Source organism: Rummeliibacillus sp. POC4 (assembly GCF_003576525.1).
Lineage (GTDB): Bacteria > Bacillota > Bacilli > Bacillales_A > Planococcaceae > Rummeliibacillus.
Genome location: NZ_QWUA01000070.1, coordinates 1 through 21,213 on the forward strand (window position 1 = coordinate 1; position 21,213 = coordinate 21,213).

Annotated in this window: 23 protein-coding genes and 1 pseudogene; 4 read left to right on the top strand and 20 right to left on the bottom strand. The window is 33.9% G+C overall.

Annotation, left to right across the window (positions count from 1 at the left end; all coding sequences use genetic code 11):
* Positions 1–78: 78 nt before the first annotated feature.
* The 3 genes from D1606_RS15355 to D1606_RS15365 form a co-directional block, all read right to left on the bottom strand.
* Complete coding sequence (locus D1606_RS15355) at positions 79–1,515, bottom strand: UDP-N-acetylmuramoyl-L-alanyl-D-glutamate--2,6-diaminopimelate ligase (protein ID WP_119416895.1); 1,437 nt, start codon at positions 1,513–1,515, stop codon at positions 79–81.
* A 199-nt stretch (positions 1,516–1,714) separates the two neighbouring features.
* Positions 1,715–1,966, bottom strand: a complete 252-nt coding sequence (locus D1606_RS15360; protein ID WP_119416896.1) for a GlsB/YeaQ/YmgE family stress response membrane protein — start codon at positions 1,964–1,966, stop codon at positions 1,715–1,717.
* 94 nt (positions 1,967–2,060) lie between these two features.
* Entirely contained in the window at positions 2,061–2,903 is an 843-nt protein-coding gene (locus D1606_RS15365) for a M15 family metallopeptidase (RefSeq protein WP_233548134.1), read from the bottom strand.
* Positions 2,904–3,145: 242 nt separating this feature from the next.
* Here D1606_RS15365 and D1606_RS18835 point away from each other — a divergent pair, with 242 nt between their 5' ends.
* From D1606_RS18835 to D1606_RS15375, 3 genes are all read left to right on the top strand, one after another.
* Positions 3,146–3,316, top strand: a complete 171-nt coding sequence (locus D1606_RS18835) for a hypothetical protein (protein ID WP_158582399.1) — start codon at positions 3,146–3,148, stop codon at positions 3,314–3,316.
* The gene (gene yidD, locus D1606_RS15370) at positions 3,313–3,546 is read left to right on the top strand and encodes a membrane protein insertion efficiency factor YidD (protein WP_119416898.1); all 234 of its coding nucleotides are present in this window, start codon (positions 3,313–3,315) and stop codon (positions 3,544–3,546) included. Before D1606_RS18835 ends, yidD begins: the two co-directional genes overlap by 4 nt.
* Positions 3,547–3,644: 98 nt before the next feature.
* Positions 3,645–4,619: a metal ABC transporter solute-binding protein, Zn/Mn family gene (locus tag D1606_RS15375; protein WP_119416899.1), complete on the top strand. Its 975-nt coding sequence runs from the start codon at positions 3,645–3,647 to the stop codon at positions 4,617–4,619.
* A 126-nt stretch (positions 4,620–4,745) separates the two neighbouring features.
* On the opposite strand, the gene D1606_RS15380 is transcribed toward D1606_RS15375, so the two are convergent.
* The 4 genes and pseudogenes from D1606_RS15380 to D1606_RS15390 all read right to left on the bottom strand — a co-directional run bounded on the left by D1606_RS15380 (position 4,746) and on the right by D1606_RS15390 (position 6,342).
* Positions 4,746–5,183 carry a Dps family protein gene (locus tag D1606_RS15380; RefSeq protein WP_119416900.1) on the bottom strand — a complete coding sequence of 146 codons (438 nt, stop codon included), beginning with the start codon at positions 5,181–5,183 and terminating at the stop codon, positions 4,746–4,748.
* A gap of 139 nt (positions 5,184–5,322) precedes the next feature.
* A complete protein-coding gene (locus D1606_RS19225; RefSeq protein ID WP_255416327.1) occupies positions 5,323–5,676 on the bottom strand; it encodes a manganese efflux pump in 354 nt (117 codons plus the stop codon).
* Positions 5,665–5,895: pseudogene (locus D1606_RS19230) on the bottom strand (manganese efflux pump); the annotation flags it as partial. The gene D1606_RS19225 and the pseudogene D1606_RS19230, both read right to left, overlap by 12 nt.
* A 120-nt stretch (positions 5,896–6,015) precedes the next feature.
* Positions 6,016–6,342, bottom strand: coding sequence for a GlpM family protein (locus D1606_RS15390; RefSeq protein WP_119416902.1), 327 nt, complete (start codon positions 6,340–6,342; stop codon positions 6,016–6,018).
* Positions 6,343–6,458: 116 nt separating this feature from the next.
* Here D1606_RS15390 and D1606_RS15395 point away from each other — a divergent pair, with 116 nt between their 5' ends.
* Positions 6,459–7,337: a LysR family transcriptional regulator gene (locus D1606_RS15395; RefSeq protein ID WP_119416903.1), complete on the top strand. Its 879-nt coding sequence runs from the start codon at positions 6,459–6,461 to the stop codon at positions 7,335–7,337.
* A 148-nt stretch (positions 7,338–7,485) separates the two neighbouring features.
* Here D1606_RS15395 and D1606_RS15400 read toward each other — a convergent pair whose 3' ends face one another.
* The 13 genes from D1606_RS15400 to D1606_RS15460 form a co-directional block, all read right to left on the bottom strand.
* Entirely contained in the window at positions 7,486–7,998 is a 513-nt protein-coding gene (locus D1606_RS15400; protein ID WP_119416904.1) for a hypothetical protein, read from the bottom strand.
* A 312-nt stretch (positions 7,999–8,310) separates the two neighbouring features.
* Complete coding sequence (locus D1606_RS15405; RefSeq protein ID WP_119416905.1) at positions 8,311–9,024, bottom strand: ABC transporter permease; 714 nt, start codon at positions 9,022–9,024, stop codon at positions 8,311–8,313.
* Positions 9,021–9,869, bottom strand: coding sequence for an ABC transporter ATP-binding protein (locus tag D1606_RS15410; RefSeq protein ID WP_119416906.1), 849 nt, complete (start codon positions 9,867–9,869; stop codon positions 9,021–9,023). Before D1606_RS15410 ends, D1606_RS15405 begins: the two co-directional genes overlap by 4 nt.
* 143 nt (positions 9,870–10,012) lie before the next feature.
* Positions 10,013–10,966 carry a LytTR family transcriptional regulator DNA-binding domain-containing protein gene (locus tag D1606_RS15415; RefSeq protein ID WP_119416907.1) on the bottom strand — a complete coding sequence of 318 codons (954 nt, stop codon included), beginning with the start codon at positions 10,964–10,966 and terminating at the stop codon, positions 10,013–10,015.
* Between the two features lie 143 nt (positions 10,967–11,109).
* A complete protein-coding gene (locus tag D1606_RS15420; protein ID WP_119416908.1) occupies positions 11,110–12,546 on the bottom strand; it encodes an o-succinylbenzoate--CoA ligase in 1,437 nt (478 codons plus the stop codon).
* A 183-nt stretch (positions 12,547–12,729) separates the two neighbouring features.
* The gene (gene menB, locus D1606_RS15425; protein WP_119416909.1) at positions 12,730–13,548 is read right to left on the bottom strand and encodes a 1,4-dihydroxy-2-naphthoyl-CoA synthase; all 819 of its coding nucleotides are present in this window, start codon (positions 13,546–13,548) and stop codon (positions 12,730–12,732) included.
* A gap of 11 nt (positions 13,549–13,559) precedes the next feature.
* The gene (gene menH / locus D1606_RS15430) at positions 13,560–14,384 is read right to left on the bottom strand and encodes a 2-succinyl-6-hydroxy-2,4-cyclohexadiene-1-carboxylate synthase (protein ID WP_119416910.1); all 825 of its coding nucleotides are present in this window, start codon (positions 14,382–14,384) and stop codon (positions 13,560–13,562) included.
* Positions 14,372–16,099, bottom strand: coding sequence for a 2-succinyl-5-enolpyruvyl-6-hydroxy-3-cyclohexene-1-carboxylic-acid synthase (menD, locus tag D1606_RS15435; RefSeq protein ID WP_119416911.1), 1,728 nt, complete (start codon positions 16,097–16,099; stop codon positions 14,372–14,374). Before menD ends, menH begins: the two co-directional genes overlap by 13 nt.
* Positions 16,092–17,480 carry an isochorismate synthase gene (locus D1606_RS15440; RefSeq protein WP_119416912.1) on the bottom strand — a complete coding sequence of 463 codons (1,389 nt, stop codon included), beginning with the start codon at positions 17,478–17,480 and terminating at the stop codon, positions 16,092–16,094. The genes menD and D1606_RS15440 overlap by 8 nt, the downstream gene beginning before the upstream one ends.
* Positions 17,481–17,622: 142 nt before the next feature.
* The gene (locus D1606_RS15445) at positions 17,623–18,561 is read right to left on the bottom strand and encodes a dipeptidase (protein WP_119416913.1); all 939 of its coding nucleotides are present in this window, start codon (positions 18,559–18,561) and stop codon (positions 17,623–17,625) included.
* Positions 18,562–18,693: 132 nt separating this feature from the next.
* Positions 18,694–19,188: a TraR/DksA C4-type zinc finger protein gene (locus D1606_RS15450; protein ID WP_119416914.1), complete on the bottom strand. Its 495-nt coding sequence runs from the start codon at positions 19,186–19,188 to the stop codon at positions 18,694–18,696.
* Positions 19,189–19,381: 193 nt separating this feature from the next.
* Positions 19,382–20,134, bottom strand: a complete 753-nt coding sequence (locus D1606_RS15455) for a MerR family transcriptional regulator (RefSeq protein WP_119416915.1) — start codon at positions 20,132–20,134, stop codon at positions 19,382–19,384.
* A gap of 478 nt (positions 20,135–20,612) precedes the next feature.
* On the bottom strand, positions 20,613–21,213 hold a 601-nt coding region (locus tag D1606_RS15460; RefSeq protein ID WP_305000243.1), incomplete at its 5' end, for a group II intron maturase-specific domain-containing protein.

The window sequence follows — 21,213 nt, forward strand, 5'->3', positions numbered from 1 at the left end:
CCCTACAAAATGTTTATTTTGTAGGGCATTTATATAAAATCTCCAGCATTTTATCAATGCGTAGAGATGTATACATAATTATGCTTCCAATTGTTCAATCAAAAATTGGACAGTTTCTATATCAGAAGTTGTTGGTATTTCAAATTCTTGTTGGTATTTTTCTGCGCCTTTTCCGGTAATACATACCCAATCACCGGAACTAGCGTCTTCCAACACCTGTTTAATGGCTAAAGTTCTATCAGGGATGATATATCCCCCCTGACTTAAAACATTCAATGCCTCTTCCATTTCTTCGTAACTAACGTCATTTAGATCATCAAATGTGAGAATATGGACATCACTAATTTCCTTCGATACATTGACCGTTCCTCCCCTTTTGGAAATATCACGATTCCCCCTGAACCCGAAGATATGAAAAATGCGATTTGCACCTTCTTCTTTGGCTGTTTGTAAACAATGATTGAAGGCATCTGCCGTATGTGCATAATCCACAACAATTGTTGCCCCTTTAGGGTGTTGAAACATTTCAAACCGTCCTGGAACTCCAGGGAATAATTCTAATGCTTGTAATATCTCTTCTGGTGAAATACCTATTTTACTTGCTGTTAGAAAAGCCATTGCAGCATTTAATATATTGTGTTTTCCCAAAATATTGAGCTTTAAATTGATATTAGGTGTATTTTCAAATGTAATGATGGAATTTCCGGATTTTAGAAGATTGATTTGTAAATCATGATGATGATTTTGATCGCCAATTACATGTATTGTACGATTGTTAGCCATTAGTTGTTCAGCTAGTTTTTGACCCCATTTGCAATATTGATTAATAATTGCTTTACCTTCAGGCTTCAATTGATCAAAGAGACTTGCCTTTACAGAGAAATATTCATCCATATCTCGATGATAATCTAAATGATCTTGGTCTAAATTTGTAAATAAGCAAAAATCAAATTCAACACCATTGACACGATATTGCGAAAGGCCATGTGAAGAAATTTCCATAATGATATATTCATCTTCACTTAAAGAAAGTTGTTTGTTTAATTCGAGGGCATCAGGGGTAGTATTAGATGAAGGAGCAGCTTTTCCATTAATCACATTTTTAACCGTACCAAACAGAGAGCATTTTTTACCAGCTGATTCTAAAATATGTTTAAGCATATAAGAAGTGGTGGTTTTCCCGTTTGTACCAGTAATACCGATCATCTTCTTATTTTTCGATGGATTCCCATAAAATTCACAGGCTAACTGCGCAAGTGCAAAGCGGCTATTTTCTACCTTGATATACGGAACAGATAATCCTGTTAAATTCTTCTCTCCAATAACAATTTTAGCACCTGCATCAATTGCATTTTGTATAAAATCATGTCCGTCTACACGATAACCTTTGATGGCAACAAAGATATCATTGGGGCGGATTTCAGTGGAATTAGTAGTAATTCCATCGATGTCCATATCACCTATAGAGTCATTAACATTTTGTTCTATGCGTTCTAATAGGGCATTTAGTTTCATGATATTCACTCCTAGTGAAGCATAACGTCACATTGGACATTTTGATAATTCTTTTTTATAATTACCCGTTAAACGCAATTTATACGAATGTCTTGAGAAAATAAAACACAAGCCTTTCATTACTCTATAAACTAAATGACCGATAATGACTTAAGACAACAACAAAACGCGAATTCTAAGTTAGAATTCGCGCTCCTGACTATTTCCGCATCGCTTTAAAAATAAAGCTAACAACAAAAATTAATATAATCGCTCCTATTAAAGCTGGTATTATATAGAAATCGCTTATTTTTGGTCCCCATGAGCCAAATATCAAACTACCGATCCAAGCACCAATAATACCTGCAATTATGTTTCCTATAATACCGCCTGGAATATCTTTACCTAAAATTAGGCCTGCTAACCAGCCTAAAATACCACCTATAATTAAATACCAAATAAAACTAAACATAATAATATCGACTTCCTTTCTTTCGGCTCTGCTTATATATTCCCCGTTTCCGTGAATTTAAACGTAGCTTTTAGAAAGCCCGTAGATAGTTGTATTATTTTACTGGTACGTCTAGTGTAGGTTGGTTAACATTTTTGTCATTATAATGCCACCATTCAGAACTAATTGTTGTAAAACCAACTTCAGTCATGATTTTTGTTAAGAAATTCATATTTTTTTGTACCTTTTTAGAATTCTTTTTATATGTACGACCAGCCTTTTTTGAAAATGAATCAAATTTAGTTGGCATAGTTAGTTCTCTGCCCTTTTTATCAACCAATGTTACATCAACACTTACTCCCTTACTGTGTTTTGAATCCAATAATGGGTAAGCTACATACATATGATTTTGAATCTTATACCACATTTCCCACTGCACACTTAAGGGACGATATGCATCCCAAATTTTAATCTTATACCCTTTTTTATTTGCCAGCTTGTTAGCTTTTTTTAATTTTTTTGCTGTAGATTTTGTCATTAGTGCCTTCGCTTTTTTTGGATATAATCGGTATCCCATAAAATTACTCTTCGTCGCATAGTGTAGGTCAATAACAAAACCATCTTTTTCAGTTAACTCCACTAATCCAGCTTCTTTATAATCGGCCGGCGCATTTTTTAAATATTTTGCAGAGGCCCAACCTGTTTTTCCATTATAAGTTACCTTGTACCAACCTTTATAATACTGCGTTGCTTTAACGAAAACGCCTTGATCTATTTGACCAATCTTCGAATATTTTACCCCAGCACCTTTACGAATATTCAATTGCGCTGTTGCTTTTAAAGTTTTTTCTACTTTTTGTATTGTTGCTGCCTCTGCTGTTGTTGAAGAAATCACTCCCGACTCAACTCCTCCCATTAATAGTGTAAAACTTAAACAACCTGCAATCAGTAATGTCATTATTTTCACAAAATCCGCCTCTAATTTCTTTATATAGTATTTATATTATCCATTTTACTTTTTGAAATAATTGTATGCAATCTCACATTTCACTATATTATCTAAAAATAATCTTCAGTAAGTAAAATTTTCAGTTAGCTTTCATGAAACGTTCACAGTTCATATCATTCACTAAGCACTATACTATAACTATATTTAAAATTTTAGTAAAATAAAGATGAATCAAAAATGGAGTGATCATAATGTCTGTTGCGTGGATTGCAATTATGCCAGTTGTAGTACTAACAGTGGCATTGGCAAGTGTATTAATATACTTTATAGCCAAAAACAATAAAAAAAATTCCCATAAAACAATTGATCCGAAACCAACTGAGAATTTCAATAACTATTCAAAGAAAGAAGAGTTGAAGTGAAAAAGCTATTTATATTACCCATTCGCTTCTATCAAAAGGTGATTTCACCTTTGAAACCACCAAGCTGTCGCTTCTATCCAACATGTTCCAACTACGGAATTGAAGCTATTGAAAAACACGGTGTATTGAAAGGCGGATATTTAACAATCAATAGGATTTTACGCTGCCAACCATTTTGTAAAGGTGGATATGATCCGGTACCTGAAGAATGGCCTCCAAAAAAGAAATAATTTTGGAGGTTTTTCTATTGTCTTTTTACTAGAAATCTTGTATAGTAGTAATTGTTCTGAAAATAAACCGTAATCATTACTATTTACGAGGTGTGAAAATGAAAAAATTCTTTTCCATTTTTTTAATTGCCCTATTAGCTGTTTTCACTGCTGCATGCGGAGCAGACAAAAAAGCTAATACTACAAAAGACCAAAATGGCAAACTGAAAATTTATACAACCGTATATCCACTAGAATACTTCGCAAAACGTATTGGTGGCAATCATGTAGAAGTATCTTCTATTTACCCACCAGGATCAAACGAGCATACTTTTGAGCCTACGCAAAGAGATATGATGAATATCGCCGACGCAGACTACTTTTTCTATATCGGACTAGGACTTGAAGGATTCGTAGAAAACGCACAAAAATCTTTAAAAAGTGAAAATGTTCAATTTGTAGAAACAGCTGCAAATGTATCTAAGGATAAACTAGCTGTAAGTACCGGTCATGAAGATGAGCATGAAGATGAGGATCATGCTACTGAAGAACATCATCATGGCAATGACCAAGTCGATCCACATGTCTGGCTATCGCCCATTATTAGCCAAGACCTTGCTCTTTCTATTAAAGATGAACTAGTAAAAGCTCAACCAGATAACAAAGCAGATTTCGAAAAAAACTATGATTCACTTGTAAAAGACTTAAAAGCATTAGATAAAGACTTTAAAGCTATGTCAGATCAAGCAAAGAGAAAGACATTCTTTGTCTCACATGCAGCCTTTGGTTATATTGCTGGAACATATGGCCTTAGCCAAATCTCAGTAGCTGGTTTAAATTCACAAGACGAACCATCACAAAAAGAACTTACTAAAATCGTCGACCAAGCCAAAAAAGAAGATATTCACTATGTATTATTCGAACAAAATGTCTCATCTAATTTAGCAAAAGTTATTGAAAAAGATATTGGTGCTGAGCCGCTTACATTAAATAATTTAAGCGTACTTACAACCGATAACATTAAAAACAAGGAAGACTATTTTACAATAATGCATCAAAATATCGAAACATTTAAGAAAGCTTTGGAGAAATAATATAGAAAAGGGGCGTCCAATAAGTCAAAAACTTACGTGGCTGCCCCTATTTTTATATAAATTTTTATGGGTATTACTTCTTCGGTGGTCGAATCAAGATTCTACCATCCTCATTGAAAAATGACTTTAAGATACAAATGCTTTCAACATCCACACATGCTTTTCTAAGCTCTGATTAATCGAATTTAACAAATCCTCAGTCATGTCATCATTTTCATTTGCTGCTTCAGACATTCCCTTTTTAAGATTCTTCATCATAATTTCAAAATCTTGAATCAAAATCTTGACCATTTGTTCAGCAGTTTCACTTCCTGATACCTCTTTTATCTCTGAAATTTCGAGATGCTCTTTTAAAGTGGCAACGGGTTGTCCTCCTAAAGCTAATATGCGCTCTGCAATATCATCCAGATGACTTGACGCTTCATTGTACAATTCCTCAAATTTTTCATGTAATGTGAAAAAAGAAGGTCCTTTTACATACCAATGGAAATTATGAAGCTTTGTATACAGTACAGACCACGATGCAACGAGTTGGTTTAGTTGAAGCTGTAATTCAGACATCATTAAAACACTCCTATTTCTTTTTTAATTTCTTATTTAATATTCCACTAATATTCGGAAGCTAAACATAAGAAATCAAAAAGAAATAATTCTAATTATTAGTAACAACAACTCGTCTCTTACAACACATTTAAGAAAAGTTTTATATAAACATTTCAAAAATTCCAATGCCGATTAAGATTACTCCTGATATTAATGTAGAATTTTTGCCAATAAACGTCTTTGAGAGAATAAGTCCAAAATGTCCTCCAATTGCAAATGTCAAAAGCGAAAAGAATCCTATAGATATCACTGTAAAGATAGCTGAAATACCATTCGCACCTATTCCTATTCCTCCACCAATACAATTTATTGATAAAATTAGACCTAAAACAATTGCTTCTCTAATCGAGATAATATTATTTTGATCCTTATCAATTTTTTCTAAATTCTCCTCTGATTTTGCACATGCAAAATTATTCGAGACAATCGTATATAAACCAATTACACACAACAAAATACATCCTACAATATTCGCTTTTTCTTGTGAGATAAATTCTATCAACACACTCCCAAGCAAAACCGATAAATAAGTAACAATCATTGATACTACTGCAATTGTCAGATTAGACGCAAAAGGTATTTTCGTCTTTTTGACACCATAAGCAAGACCTATACCTAAATTATCTAAATTTGCAGCAATTCCAACTAAAATAATCGTAATCCAATGCATAGAATCCTCCCTATTTGTAACGCACTCAACTCATCATATGCAGGGATAAATTTTTTGCTCTCCAAATTATAATGAATGTAAAAAAAGGATTTAGAAGCTAAAATCTTCTTAATCCTTTTCCCCTTATGCTATTAAAAATTTCGATCCGACCATAAACAAGATATATACAGCACAACCGATTAATACAGATTGACCTGGTTTAAACCAATTAGTCAATAAATAGATTCCAACTACTAAAACAACCATACCTACTGCTCCAACAATCCCATTGCGTTGTGTAATATGAAAAGCTTTTGGCGTCATATTATGCACTTGTAAATTTAGGTTCATTAAGGTCATGATCGGTAAAAGTGTTATGATGCCTGATAAAAACAAGAATTTCGATTTGCTTAACATAGCAGCAAGCATCATGACAGTGCCACCGATGATAAATTGTATTACATATCCCACGACTATTACTCCTAACAACTATTATTGATTTGTTGCCATTGTAATGTTATTTTTTTCATAAGTAAACTTAATGTTTTGAATGATAAGTATAGAAAAAATTTATAGATGGTGATATCATGTCGATCAATAAAATAAAAGCATTCGTAACTGCAGTCGAATATGGAAGCTTAACAAAAGCTGCCGAACAACTTGATTACACACAACCTAGTATTAGTCATATGATTAGCAGTTTGGAAATGGACTATGGATTTTCACTTTTAATAAGAGGGAAAAATGGAGTCAAACCTACAGAAAACGGAAAAGCGCTGTTACCAATCATGCACGAAATACTGAAAGGTTCACAACTTCTAAACGAAATGGTCAATGATATTAACGGCTTAGATAGTGGGAAAATTCAAATTGGGGCATATACAAGTGTTTGTGTACACTGGATGCCAACGGTTTTAAATTTATTCAATACAAAATACCCCAAAATTGAAGTTCAATTATACGAAGGAAATTCTCAAGAGATTAAACTATGGTTAGAGAGCGGGAAGATTGACTTTGCAATTGGAACAACACAAATCGACGAACATCCTCATTTTATCCCTTTAATGCAGGATCGAATGCTTGCCATTCTACCTAAAGATCATCGGTTAGCTACATGTGATTCCATTCCACTTAAAGCTTTTTCACAAGAACCTTGCATCATGCCTTATGAAGATTCCCATCATGATGTGCAATTTATCTTCAAGCAAGCTAAAATCACTCCCCATATTGCGTATCAAATTCGTGGTGATGAAGCAATTATTGCCATGGTAAAAAAGGGGTTAGGTATTAGTTTACTTTCTGAATTATTGATAAAAGAACATCTACCAGAGCTTTGCACCAAACCGATTGAGGGGAATTATGTTCGGACACTCGGTATTCTAACGACCTCAACTGTAAATAATCTCTCCCCATCGACTAAAAAATTCATTCCTTTTTTACAAGATTGGGTTCAAGAAAATTATTAACATGCATAAAAGGGCTTATGTCCAGGGGTGTCCCGTACTTAGAAAAGCTTAAAGGGCAACCTTCCTTTGATAACGAATTTCCTGCTATAAGTATTTGCTCCATTATTGTAACAAAAGACGTATCTAAAATCAGACACGCCTTTTCATCTTATTCACCTAGGATTTCTTTTTTAGATGGTGCTTGTTTTTTTGATTGATAGTTGACGGTAGCAATCACGCAAACCGTTATAAGTACATAAGACAACTCAACAATTGCACAAAATCTAATAAAGTAAAACAAGCTTGGATTAACTAAATATTCTGCAGAAGTAACGAATATCGGAATATATAAGACCCATGTAAAAATGGTCAAGAAGCTTTGTATTTCAATGTCCATACGAGCCCTTTTAGGTTGCACCATTATTAAACAAATGTATTGTACAATCATTAAAAAAATTGCTGCTAATATAATCTCTGGGTTAATCTGATGCGTTTTTAGAGATGTGAAAAGTAAAATAGCTACACCTGTTACGATTACAGATAATTCATTTCGAAATTCAAGTAAAACTCTTTTAATGATAGTATCTCCTCCAATGATGATTACGTATTTTTCTAAGACTACTAGTAATTCTATATAGAATCTTTTCCATAAAACATCTATTAATATAGTTGTATGGGACAAACCATCATCCTATGACTATTAATTTTTTTGAACTACTAATTTTGCAATCATATAATGTACAAATATGTTAAGAAACATGATAAACATAGTTGCTGTCACAATTCTGACAAAAATCACTTAAATTGTTCGGAACGTGGATTCAATTTGATAACGCGTGGATTGATTTCCAATTTGCGTGGATTGGATGCTGAACAGCGTGGATTACTCATCATTTTGCGTGGATTAACCCCTGATATTCGTGGATTGGCACATATAATAATACTTAAATTAAGAGGCTTATTCTTGAAATAAATAAGCCCCTTAAAAATCTCACTATATATCATCCTTCATCCGCTTGTTATACACAATAACAGTCAGGATCATCACGATAATTATCCACAAGCTTATAAGACCAAATGGTTGGACTAAATCTCCGACTTTAAAATTATTTTCGAGCGATTCTGCTAGATTGATTAGTTGTGTACTAGGTAGCCATTCAATCACTTTTAATACCGGATACTTTTCTACAAATGCACTTGCAAAAGGTCCTATTGAAAATAGGAAGAAAACAGGCATTACAATAACAGAAGATTCCATAACAGTTTTAGCAATCAAACCTAGTAATGTTCCTATAGTAATATAGAATATACTTGATAATAGGAACGCTATAATCATAATCAACGTATTTCCAGGATTATATCCCGTTAAAAGGATTGAACCTGTTAAAATTAGAATCGTAATGATAAATGTTAACATACTTTTCCCTATTAAAATTTCAGGAATTGTTGCAGGAGATAACATCAAATTTCTTAATGTGTTTTTTTCTTTCTCTTCTGCGATTAAACAACATTGAATGTAGGTTGCAACAAGAGAAAAAGTCATATTAATAGCCATAAAATGCACTTGGATTGTATCAATACCCATTCGCGAGTAAAAAAGAGCAATGACCAAAGGTACCAAAATTGTTGAAGATACAGCTAGATTTCGCGAGAATTCTTTATAATCTTTTACTAAGATTGCTTGCATTCTTTTCATAGATAAATTCATACTAATTTCCTCCCTGTTACTTGGACGAATATTTCCCCTAAGCTAGGTTCATTTGTAGACACTCTTTCAACCAGATTTTTTTGCATCCAGTCGAACATTTTATTAGCATCTGTTGCCCCTTTACTGATTGTTTCTTGTTGACCATTTTTTAATTCAACCGTTAAGGTATCATCGGCATATTGCTTTTTTAACTCTTTCGGTGTTCCAATCGCACAAATCTTACCGTTGTTTAAAAAGGCAATTCGATTGCAAAGAGTATCTGCTTCAGCCATATCATGAGTTGTTAAAAAAACTGTAGTACCTTCTGCATTTAATCTCCTTAGCCCTTCATAAATATGAAACTTATTTACAGGATCTAAAGCAGATGTAGGCTCATCTAAAAATAATAGATCTGGTTGATGCAAGATTGTACGAGCTAGCAGTACACGCTGTCTCATACCTTTTGATAGCTTGTTAATGTGTTTTTTTCTATCGCTATATAAATTCACAAATTCAAGAGATTTTTTAACAGAATTTTCCTTCAAGTTATATATTTTTCTATATAAATCCAAATTTTCTTCAATAGTTAACCGATCATATAGACCGCTATTATCTGATAAAATACCCAATCGTTGCCGTGCTTCAGGTGATTTTAAAAAAGAAATATCCTGCTTAAAGACTTTTACATCACCATTTGTCGGTGATAACTGCCCCGTCAAAATTTTAATCGTAGTCGTTTTTCCAGATCCACTTGGACCAAGAAAGCCAAAAATTTCTCCCTTTTCTATTTCAAAAGAAACATCCTGTAATGCGTACTCACTTTTAAACTTCTTTTGTAAATGATTTACTTTTATAACTTCCCCCATTTTATAAACCTCCTAATATGTCCTTGAAATTAGCATACTTAAGATTTACTCATTACACATCAAAATATTGATGAATTGCATTATATGTCGATGAACAGTACCATTTAATCCGTGATTAGCAACAATTATTTCCTGAGAAATATTTATATTCCTATGATTTCCTTTAATTCGACTAATTTAGATCTTGAAAGTGGTACATTTAGTCTTTCTTTACCTGATAAAACCAAGCTATAACTGTTTTTTGACCATGTTATAACTTCTCTTACTTTTTGCAGATTTACAATATATGAACGGTGGCATCTAAAAAAGCCAAAGTGTATTAATCGTCTTTCTAACTCACTTAACGTTAAGGAACACGGATACGCTACTCCAGTAACAAATACATTCACTTCTCCTTCGACGCTTTCAATATAATCAATTTCAGGTGGATTAAATAATACCAATTTATCTTTGATCTTCGTTGGAATCTTCTCTAATTTAATAGCTTGCTTATCTACCTTCATATCAATCGAATTTTCCTCTTGCAAATCAAACTTTTCTAACCCTGTATCTTCTATACGAAATACACTATTTGTCGAAATCATTAAGTCTTCTAAACTTGCAGACAAAAGACATATTGTGTATCCTTTCTCCTTCAAGAAATTCAAAGTACGTTCTACAATACGCTTTGTTTCAATATCTAAATTTTGATATGGCTCTTCAATAATATGTATTGGCTTTTCATGAATAAGTAATTTAGCAAGTTTAACTCTTTGCAATTGTGAATAGGATAAATTTTTTATTTTCAATTTTTTCGCTTTTAATAATCCCGTAATGTTCAGAGCATCATCGATTTCAATATTAGAGTTATATAATTTTTTCTCGAATTTCAGACTTTCGAATATAGTCATTCTTTCGTAATGTCCTTCCTGTCGAAAGAATATATTCATATTAGAATAATGTTGAAGATATTTTAGGAGACAATCAATTTGAAAAACATCTAAATGCATTCCTACAATTTCACCTGAAGTTAATGGTAATTGAAAAGATGGTAAAAGCATTCTACCATCAAATGTTGTTATTGTAGGAATTTTAATTGGTTGTTGAAATTTTTCCATAATATTCAAAATCCTTTCGTGTTTATTTTGAAATATGTATATAAAGCAAAAACCCCCATTAGCTTGATTAGTCCATATTTCATATAAAAAAGCCCATAGATGACTTTTTCATATCTATGGGCTTATTATTCAATTCTATATTTTTATATTAATTCCTTCAATTTCCTACGTAATAGTTTATTTGAACCGTTTCTAGGAAGTTCATCAACAATATAAATTTTATTTGGCACTTTGTAACCCGCCAAATGTTCTTTGCAGTATACCAGGAGTTCGTTCACTTCTACATTATTATTCAATACCACAAATGCATTTGGAACTTGTCCCCATTTGTCATCTTCTACTCCACAAACACCTACTTCTCGAACAGATGGATGAGATGTTAAGACGTTTTCTATTTCTGCGGGATATATATTTTCTCCACCAGAAATGATTAAATCTGACCGGCGATCCACTACAAATAAGTACCCTTCATCATCAAAATAACCAATATCTCCACTATGCAACCAACCATCTTGTTGAGAAGGTTTATCTGAAAAACGTCCCACATAACCAGGTGTTACATGTTTCCCTCGTATTAATATTTCGCCTTGCTCAAATGTTGCCTTTGCATTTTCTATTCGGATTTGATTAAAAAATAATGGTTTTCCTGCAGAACCAATTTTCCGCAATGCATCTTTACTTGATAAAGTTGCTGTTTGTGAGGATGTTTCGGTCATGCCATATGTCTGTGAAATTTGAATATGTCGTTTGATAGCGCGTTTTAAATAATCGATTGGTACAGGTCCGCCCCCTGCAAGCATTGTTTGGAATTTATCAGATACGTATGCATCACGATGCTCTAATTCTGTTAATATGCGCTCTAATGTGAAAGCTACAACAGACATACGTGTTACAGTACCATCTACTAGAAAATCGACTACCTTTTCAACATCAAATTTTTTCAAAAGTTCTAAGCGTACACCATGCAGTAAACATTTACACAACATAGAAAACCCACTAATATGAAAAAGTGGAACTGTACATAACCATGTATCATCTTCAACAAGACCTGTATTATAGAGGGAGGATGTTGCACTTGATACATGATTGCCCACAGTTTGACGGACCCCTTTTGGAAAACCTGTTGTACCAGATGTATACATAATCGTCATTGTATCATTTTCATCCCATTCATCTGTTGGTGTAAATGCTATTGCAGATACATCTGAGACTTTAGAAAATGAATGAATTGGTGAAGCTGTTTCCGGCAACTTATTTAGCAATTCATCTTCTACTAATATTGCAACTGCCTCTGAATCTTGAATTTGATAAGCTAATTCTGTTTTACTTAAACGCAGATTGAGAAGTACCATTTCACATTGTAAATGCATACAGCCACAAATCATGAAAATAATTTGTGGTGTAGATGTTGCAAAAATAGCTACACGATCATGCGCTTTAATGCCTAGTGCTTCTAGTTTTGAAGCATATCGTAATGCTAAATCATTTATCTCTTTATATGTCCAAGACTGACCTTCGAAACTTACTGCTACTTGTTCCGGGGTTAGTGTTGAACGCTGTAAAATCCAATTTGGAATCATTTTTTGTCACCCTTATAAAAAAATCATTAAGATAATCATATCATTATAGTAACAGAAAATGAAAAAGCTCGTATCAAAGGTATACGTGCAAGGATATTACTTTTACTATTATTGCTACAATTTAAGCAGTAAATAAAAAACTACTCTCAAACGAGAGTAGCTTTCTATAGACAATTCATTCTATTATGGGAAACGTGGGAATTGACCGAAGTCTGGATCACGTTTTTCTTTAAATGCGTCGCGACCTTCTTTTGCTTCATCTGTTGTGTAGTAAAGTAAAGTAGCGTCTCCACCTAATTGTTGTAAACCAGCAAGACCATCTGTATCTGCGTTAAATGAAGCTTTTAAGAAACGTAGAGCAGTTGGTGATTTTTTAAGCATTTCTTCACACCATTCTACTGTAGTATCTTCAAGTTTTTCATAAGGTACTACTGTATTTACAAGACCCATGTCTAATGCTTCTTGCGCGTCGTATTGACGACATAAATACCAAATTTCACGAGCTTTTTTATGTCCAACGATACGTGCTAAATAGCCTGCACCGTAACCAGCGTCAAATGAACCTACTTTTGGTCCAGTTTGTCCAAAACGAGCATTTTCAGCAGCGATTGTTAAATCACATACGATATGCAGTACATGTCCACCGCCGATTGCATATCCTGCAACCATTGCTACTACTGGTTTTGGAATTTTACGGATTAAAGTTTGTAGATCAAGTACATTTAGGCGAGGAATATTGTCTTCACCAACATAACCACCGTTACCACGTACTTTTTGGTCTCCGCCTGAGCAGAATGCTTTTTCGCCTTCACCAGTTAAGATAATTGCACCAATTTTTGCATCGTCGCGAGCACGAGTAAATGCATCGATCATTTCTGCAGTTGTTTTTGGACGAAATGCATTTCTTACTTCTGGACGGTTAATAGTAATTTTAGCAATGCCGTTATAAGATTCATATTTGATATCTTCGTAGACATGTTCTGTTATCCATTCACGAGTCATTATAAATCCTCCTATATTGTTTCTAGGTGTTTCTCTATTATTGTAGCAAAGATTTGTGGATTTTCCACATGTATTGCATGGCCAACACCTGATACGATTACATTTTTGCAATATAAGAATCTTTCCTTCATATCATTGGCCTTTTGTTGGAATTTTTTATCTAATTCACCTGTTATCAATAGTACAGACTTTGTAAAGTTCTGCAAATCACCCCAAAAGGATGGTTGTGATCCAGTTCCCATGCCACGCAAACTATTGGCTAAACCAACTACACGTTGGCTTAATCTTTCTTCTCGTATTGCTTGTTGTTTTGATTCTGACAATTTTTTTTGTGATTCAAAAAGAGGAATGTTCTCCCATTGTTCCACAAAAGCATCTAGTCCATACTTTTCAATTTTTTCTGCTAATGCACGATCACTTTTTCTTCTCGCTTCACGTTCTTCTTCTGTTTTAAGTCCAGGTGAAGAACTTTCTAAAATTAGCTGGTCAACCATTTCCGCATATTTCATCGTAAAAGCGAGCGCTACACGTCCTCCCATTGAATAACCAATTAGAGTAAATGACGGAATACGTCTTGCTTCAAAAAAGTCATGCAATAATTCAACTTGTTCTTCCATCGAATATCTTTTGACGATATATGGAGCATCCGATAACCCATGACCAATCAAATCTATAGTAATAATACGATAAGTTTCTTCAAATGACTCAATTACCTCATCCCATGTCTTTGTACTACCTGTGAAGCCATGTAAGAAAACAAGCGTTTTTTCAGCTTGAGGATTTATAATTTGGTAATGTACATTTAAATCTCTTACAGATGTCATTACGCTTGCCATTTTTCATCTAACTCCTTACTAATAGAGTCCCATAAATTTCGATGAGATTGGACATTAACTGATCGATTTGTTACCACTTCGATAATACGGACAGGTTTTACTTTAGGGGATTCAAGTACCTGTACAAACTTTTCTTTTGAGTGAATGACATCATATTGAGCATCGTACATTCTTGCTAAATCCGAAAATTGCAAATCAGAAGGGGTACCAAATAACTCTTCATAATAATCTTCTACAGTTGCCTGTGAAAGATAAGAGAAAATGCCACCACCATTATTATTCATCACAACAATTGTGATATCACAATTTTGATAACGGCTAGCTATTAATCCATTTGAATCATGTAAAAATGCTAAATCTCCTATTAATAAATACGAATGTCTATTTGTTGCTAATTGTGTACCAATTGCTGTTGAAACAACGCCATCAATTCCGTTTGCACCGCGATTAGCATAAATACGCACATCTTTATTTGTTTTATAGAAAAACGTATCTACATCACGGATTGGCATACTACTACTTGCAAATAAATTACAATGGTCAGGTAAATGCTCAAATAACGTTGCTGCTAAAGCGCCTTCATCAGATTCACTTTGGATGTATTCTTTCACATGGTGAGAGGCTATTTCATTGGCTTCCAACCAGTTTTGTACATAGTCGCTATCAGTGCTTAAATTGGTGATCGTAACATCATTTAACCAGCTGCCTATTTGTGCTTGAATATGATGTGTCGTAATAGCTAATGAGTCCCTAAACATTGGATCCTCATCAATAACCAAGTAAGTTTTTGGCTGAACATTACTTAAAAATTGCATCAACGGTTTTGAAACTGGTTGTGCACCAAAACGTATTACAGTATCTGCAGCTGCTACTTGTTTAAATGTTGAATTTTTCAAAAGAGCATCATACTGGTCAATGACAAAATCTGCGCAATCATTTGGCACATTTCCACGTAGATGAGAAAGACTTTCTACAAGAACCGGCCATTTCAAATGGCGAATAAAGTCCCAAATAATATTCAAATCTGTATTTTGAGCCATTTCTCCCATAATTAGAATCCCTTTTTCGGCATGTCCAATTATAGTTTCCAACATATTCATAGCATGCTCATTTGGACGAATTTCTTGTGGCATACTTTCTATGAATGACACTGTTGGTAATTGTTTAGGAAAGTCTATTAACAAAGGCTCTCTGAATGGTACGTTGACATGTACAGGTCCTACTGGTGCTGTTGTCGCAATTGCAACAGCTCGCGCAATATGACGTTCGATAAATGGCAAAGTGTTTGGTGACTCGTCCGGTATTGGAAAATCAACTGACCATTTTACTTGATTGCCATATAAATTAGGTTGTGTTATTGCTTGCGGTGCTCCTACCTCACGAAGCTCATGAGGTCTGTCTGCGGTTAATACGATTAAAGGTGTTCTAGCTAACTTCGCTTCTACAATTGCTGGAAAATAATTAGCCGCTGCAGTACCTGATGTACAAATAAGAATAACTGGATTTGCACTTACTTTCGCTATCCCTAAAGCTAGAAATGCAGCTGATCTTTCGTCAACTTGTCTGTACATTTTAAATTCTTTTGTATGTGCAAAAGCATATGCTAAAGGTGTTGAACGTGAACCTGGACTTACTACAACATCCTTTACCCCTGCTTGATATAAAGATGCAACAAGCTTATATACATAGCTTGTTAGAATCTCTTTGTTATTCATGTAATTGTCCTCCTAAAGCACGAATCATCGGACGGAATTTCACAAGTGTTTCTTCATATTCACTTTGCGGCTGTGAATCTGCAACAATTCCACCACCTGCATATAAATAAGCTTTATCTTGATGCAATAATGCAGAACGAATTGCAACTGCAAATTCTCCATTTCCATTTGCATCTAACCAGCCAATCGGTGCTGCATACAAACCACGATTCATCGGTTCATATTTACGAATGACTTCCATAGCTTTCATACGTGGTACACCGCCTAATGCTGGTGTTGGATGCAATGTTTTTACTAATTGTAAAATTGTCGCACCATTTTTTAAGTGTCCTTCTACAGGTGTATATAAATGTTGAATATCTCTTATCTTCAAAAGTCTTGGCTCTGATGGAATAGTATAGCTTGCGCAGTTTTCTTTAAATGTATGTCCAATCATATCCACAACATATTGATGTTCTGAACGATTCTTTGCATCATTTAACAAACTTTGTCCTAAGCCTTCATCTTCTTCTGCAGTTTTACCACGTTTTACAGAACCTGCAACACACGAAGAGTAAGCATAAGAATTTTCGACTTTTACTAAGCGTTCAGGCGAAGCACCAAAAAACAACTTTTCATTGTGTTCTAGCCCAAACAAATAACTTTCTGGTTGTTCTAAAATTATTTGAGACAAAACATTTGGTGATGATACTTCTTTTTCGAATTCTAAAGCAAGTGATCGAGCGATTACCACTTTATCAGCTTCTTTTTGACGAATTAAAGAAGTCACTTGATGAATAGATTCTAAATATTCTTCTTTAAAAGGTTCAAAACTACTTTTCACTTTTGGTTTAGCATATGTTTTCAATGCTTTTACTTGTGCCGTATGCATAAGTTCGTCACGTTTTTTACATAGTTCGTTTAATATTTGCGGATTTTCCTGTTCTGCAATATAGTTTGTACTAATATAAACATGATCATTACGTATAACTAGTTGATATGTAGCAACTACAAAAAATGCTGGTGGCATGCCTTCCCATTCACCTGAAACACTATTTTCAGGATCAAAGGTAAAACCGCCAAACAGAATCGGTTGTAACTCTTTGTCATTTGTTACAATATGCTGTGTTAGCTTTTTCCATTGTTGTTCCACATCATCAAAACGTTGGTCTGTTGAATGACTTGTTATAATATGTGCATAACCCAAACCTACTAATGTAAACGTTTTCTCGCGATTTTGCCAATAATATCTCTGATTTGCAAAGGACTCTTCCCCTGCTTCAAAAAATGCCAACGCTGATAATCGATTCACTTCAATTGTTTCTGTAAAAAATTTTAGTGTCGACTTTTCTGTCTCAGTTTCAATTTGGTCGCCGGTTGTTGTCGACAACTTACGATTCATGAAAATTCCCTCCGTCAGTAGATTGATATACTTATCTACTCGTACATCCTTCGTTATCCTATACTATCATACATCTTTCTATAAAATTCAGCACTTATTTACCTTTTTATTTCTACAAAATAAATAAGGCATATAGATAATTCTATATACCCTGTTTTTGTATATATCGAAGAAAATTCTCATTTGCAATCATCTTCACTTCATCTTCTGAAAAGTGCTGTAATAATGTTAAGATTAAATTTTGCGATTTGGATGCATTTTCAAGACCAATAACCGTTCTATCAATCCCATCAAAATCAGATCCTAACCCTATATGCTCAATCCCCACTAATTCAGCCAAATATTTCACATGTTTAACCAAATCATCAATAGTGACATCGTCTGTACCTTCTTTAATAAACGGTGGATAATATACAACGTGAATATGACCACCTTGTTTTACTAATGCGATTGCCTGCTCATCTGATAAATTTCTAGTATGATTACACAAGGCTCTTGCATTTGAATGACTCGCTATCAAATGCTTTGATAAAGGCAAAACATCCCAAAAACTTTTTTCGTTGAGATGTGATACATCAATAATAATATCTTTATCATTTAATAATTCAATGACTTCTTTACCGAATGGCTTCAGTCCCTGATTCGGATTTTCTTCTGCCCCATAAGCCACACTATTTTCAAAATTCCATGTTAGACCAACTAATTTTACACCTGCATCTAGAAGGGTTTGCAACTTTAAAAGGTCTTCTCCAATTGCATCACAGCCCTCTAAACTTAATATTGCCCCTATTTGTCCTTCTTTTAATGTATATACCTGTTTCCAATCTGTTATATGGATTACATCAGGATTGGGCTGTAATACATTTGTATAAAATAACTCAACTTGTCGCATAGCCTCGGTAAATTTATCGGCTTGTGGAACATCTTCTCCTATAAAGATAGCAAAATCTTGTATCACGACCTGACCTGCTTGTAGTTTTTCCTTACTTGCTTGTAGTTGAATAGCAGAGGAAAATTTAATGGGTGGGTCAGCTTTCGTTAACTTACCTAATACATCACAATGTAAATCGATAATCTTCATATATGCACCTACTTTTTTATATTATTATATTAGAACTTTCTAGCTACATATTAGATATCCATAAGAAAAACCAACAGAAAATTTACTTTCAGTTGGCTTTACCTAATTTTATAATAAATGTATGGGTTGTCTTTAATCGTATCCTACATCAGATGGAGTGTCTGAAGAGCCATATTCCTCGACTACAAGGAAACTATCTTCACCATCTATTCGGTAGTCCTTTAAATTACTTGGATCAGAAGTTGTCGCATTTAAAATTTCTTCTTCTACAGGGCGTTCTTGTGTACCAGCAGTTCTTTCGGAATGCTCTATACAAGTTAATGTAGTTGGCATTGCTTCCATCCGCTCAAAGGGGATTTCGATGCCACACACTATGCAATGTCCATAGGTGCCATCATCTATTGCTTTTAGAGCTTTTTCAATATTATCTAATTGAAATTCGTTAAACTTGTCCATCGCCAATTCAGTTGCTGAATCCATCATGTCAGTAGCTTGGTCGGCTGGATGATTATCATAATTAGATAACTCTGTCGACTCAAATATTTCATCGTTATCTGGTCTTGCTTTAATCCTTTTTTGTTCATCTGTTAATAATTTTTTTAATGTGTGTAATTGTTGATCTGTCATTAACTTAAACCTCCATTCTGTAATATTTATGCCCCAAATTTCTTTTTTCAAAGCACATATTTGTAAATAAAACTATCTTCATGATTAAAATTGAATTTCAGAATATGTATTAAAAAAGGAACTCTATATTCCGAGCTCCTTTCATCTTTTTTATAAGTTATAAAGTTAACACTAACACTGAACTGTACACTTTTTAAACGTTTGCATATATTGCATCTCGTAAAAATTGTGCCATACCTTTTTGGTGCTGATCATAATATGCTGTAAATCTCTCATCAGCTACATATAAGTCTGCAAGGCCTTTATGGGCTTCTTTAGAATAAGATGGCCAATAATGTGTTAGCCATTCTTTATGGCATTTTACAGCTTCCTGTGCTTTTATATTTGTAACATCTCCTGTTATCATCGCCTCTTTTAACAAATCAATTATTCTCTTTTCTAGAATTTGATTTTCTTTAAATACTTCTTCACTCATTCCTTGTAATTTCTTATTCGATTCATCTATTACATCATTACCATATTTCCCGCGAATTTCATTTCCGTAATTTTCCTCATTTTCTTGAATCTTTTTATCCTTTAAGCCTTCAAATCTTTCATGATCCTTCATTTCATATGCTCCTTCCAAAGATTGAATTGTCTTTTTAACATTAAGTAACATTTTATCGATTATCGCTCGTTCTTTTAGTAATTTCTTTTGATGTTCTTGTAAAGCATTTTTTATATCAAAATTCGATTCATTTATAATTTGTTTTATTTCTTCCAATTTCAAACCTAATTCACGATACAATAAAATTTGCTGCAACAATTGCACTTCATAATCTCCATAAATGCGATAACCCGAATTAGTAAATCTTAAGGGTTTAAGTAAATTAATCTGATCATAATAACGTAATGTCCTAGTCGTAACTCCAGAAAGTATAGCAAGTTGCTGAATGGTATATTCTATTTTCATCACCTCGTACAATCAATATACAGATTGACGTAACGTAAATGTCAATACTGTTTATATTGATTATCAAACTATTTTTATGTTATAAGTTCACTCTGATTCTTTTTCTGTTTGATTGTTAAGCAGTTTCTTCTGGGTTTAATATAATTACCTAAATCTTTTAATTACAAATCGTGCTTCGTTTTTCAAAACTCAGTTCTTTTATCTCAACTTTTTTATCCATATTGGACATCGACAGTTTTATCAATCGTAGTAACACATCAATATAAAGATATAGGTAACACCATAGGATAAGGATGGAGAATTGTGTCCCCACCCCAACTATTTACAAAGAGCCACTATTTACAAAGAGCCACTACATTTAGTATAGAACCTTTACAAAAAGATTATAAAAATAGACAATCGAGTAGGAGGGAGTGATTAACTCCCGACCTCTCACACCACCGTACGTACGGCTCCGTATACGGCGGTTCAATTAAGATGATTGACGCAGAGTTTCATACCGAGCTTTTAGACTTTTGAGCCCTAGTTGACTCCAGTAAGAGTTACCTAGGGTTCTGTGTAATATTGGACTTTTTGATATTCTCCAGTAACTCTTACGAGTATTTCCCCATTCATGTGCCTTCCATTTTGGAACACCTAGTTGTACTAGATTTCTCACTTTTGTACTTGATTTCTTCCAATTCTTCCATAAGCACATTCGTAGCCTTCTTTTAATCCACCCGTCCAGTTGTTCGAAAATAGATTTAGTATCTGCTAGGGCGAAGTATCCACACCACCCAATTAAGTATCGATTTAACTTTTGAATGCGAAGTTCCATTGGAAAAGGTTTACTTCTTGAGGTTATCTCTCGAATTTTCTCCTTTATTCGTTTGATACTCTGTTTTGCTATTCGAATTTTAGGTGCTTTATTGTTAGTAAAACTAAATCCAAGGAATTTACAATTCCAAGGACGGTCTACTGTGGATTTCTTTTCATTTACTTTCAATCGTAGTTTCTTTTCAATGAAGGTTCTAATACTTTTCATGACGCGTATGCCGGCTCTTTGTGTTCTTACATAGATATTGCAATCGTCT

Bases quoted from the DNA above. Each gene is read 5' to 3' on its own strand.
- D1606_RS15355 (WP_119416895.1), bottom strand. From the start codon at position 1,515: ATGAAACTAAATGCCCTATTAGAACGCATAGAACAAAATGTTAATGAC.
- D1606_RS15360 (WP_119416896.1), bottom strand. From the start codon at position 1,966: ATGTTTAGTTTTATTTGGTATTTAATTATAGGTGGTATTTTAGGCTGG.
- D1606_RS15365 (WP_233548134.1), bottom strand. From the start codon at position 2,903: ATGACATTACTGATTGCAGGTTGTTTAAGTTTTACACTATTAATGGGA.
- D1606_RS18835 (WP_158582399.1), top strand. From the start codon at position 3,146: ATGTCTGTTGCGTGGATTGCAATTATGCCAGTTGTAGTACTAACAGTG.
- D1606_RS15375 (WP_119416899.1), top strand. From the start codon at position 3,645: ATGAAAAAATTCTTTTCCATTTTTTTAATTGCCCTATTAGCTGTTTTC.
- D1606_RS15380 (WP_119416900.1), bottom strand. From the start codon at position 5,183: ATGATGTCTGAATTACAGCTTCAACTAAACCAACTCGTTGCATCGTGG.
- D1606_RS15395 (WP_119416903.1), top strand. From the start codon at position 6,459: ATGTCGATCAATAAAATAAAAGCATTCGTAACTGCAGTCGAATATGGA.
- D1606_RS15405 (WP_119416905.1), bottom strand. From the start codon at position 9,024: ATGAATTTATCTATGAAAAGAATGCAAGCAATCTTAGTAAAAGATTAT.
- D1606_RS15410 (WP_119416906.1), bottom strand. From the start codon at position 9,869: ATGGGGGAAGTTATAAAAGTAAATCATTTACAAAAGAAGTTTAAAAGT.
- D1606_RS15415 (WP_119416907.1), bottom strand. From the start codon at position 10,966: ATGGAAAAATTTCAACAACCAATTAAAATTCCTACAATAACAACATTT.
- D1606_RS15420 (WP_119416908.1), bottom strand. From the start codon at position 12,546: ATGATTCCAAATTGGATTTTACAGCGTTCAACACTAACCCCGGAACAA.
- menB (WP_119416909.1), bottom strand. From the start codon at position 13,548: ATGACTCGTGAATGGATAACAGAACATGTCTACGAAGATATCAAATAT.
- menH (WP_119416910.1), bottom strand. From the start codon at position 14,384: ATGGCAAGCGTAATGACATCTGTAAGAGATTTAAATGTACATTACCAA.
- menD (WP_119416911.1), bottom strand. From the start codon at position 16,099: ATGAATAACAAAGAGATTCTAACAAGCTATGTATATAAGCTTGTTGCA.
- D1606_RS15440 (WP_119416912.1), bottom strand. From the start codon at position 17,480: ATGAATCGTAAGTTGTCGACAACAACCGGCGACCAAATTGAAACTGAG.
- D1606_RS15445 (WP_119416913.1), bottom strand. From the start codon at position 18,561: ATGAAGATTATCGATTTACATTGTGATGTATTAGGTAAGTTAACGAAA.
- D1606_RS15450 (WP_119416914.1), bottom strand. From the start codon at position 19,188: ATGACAGATCAACAATTACACACATTAAAAAAATTATTAACAGATGAA.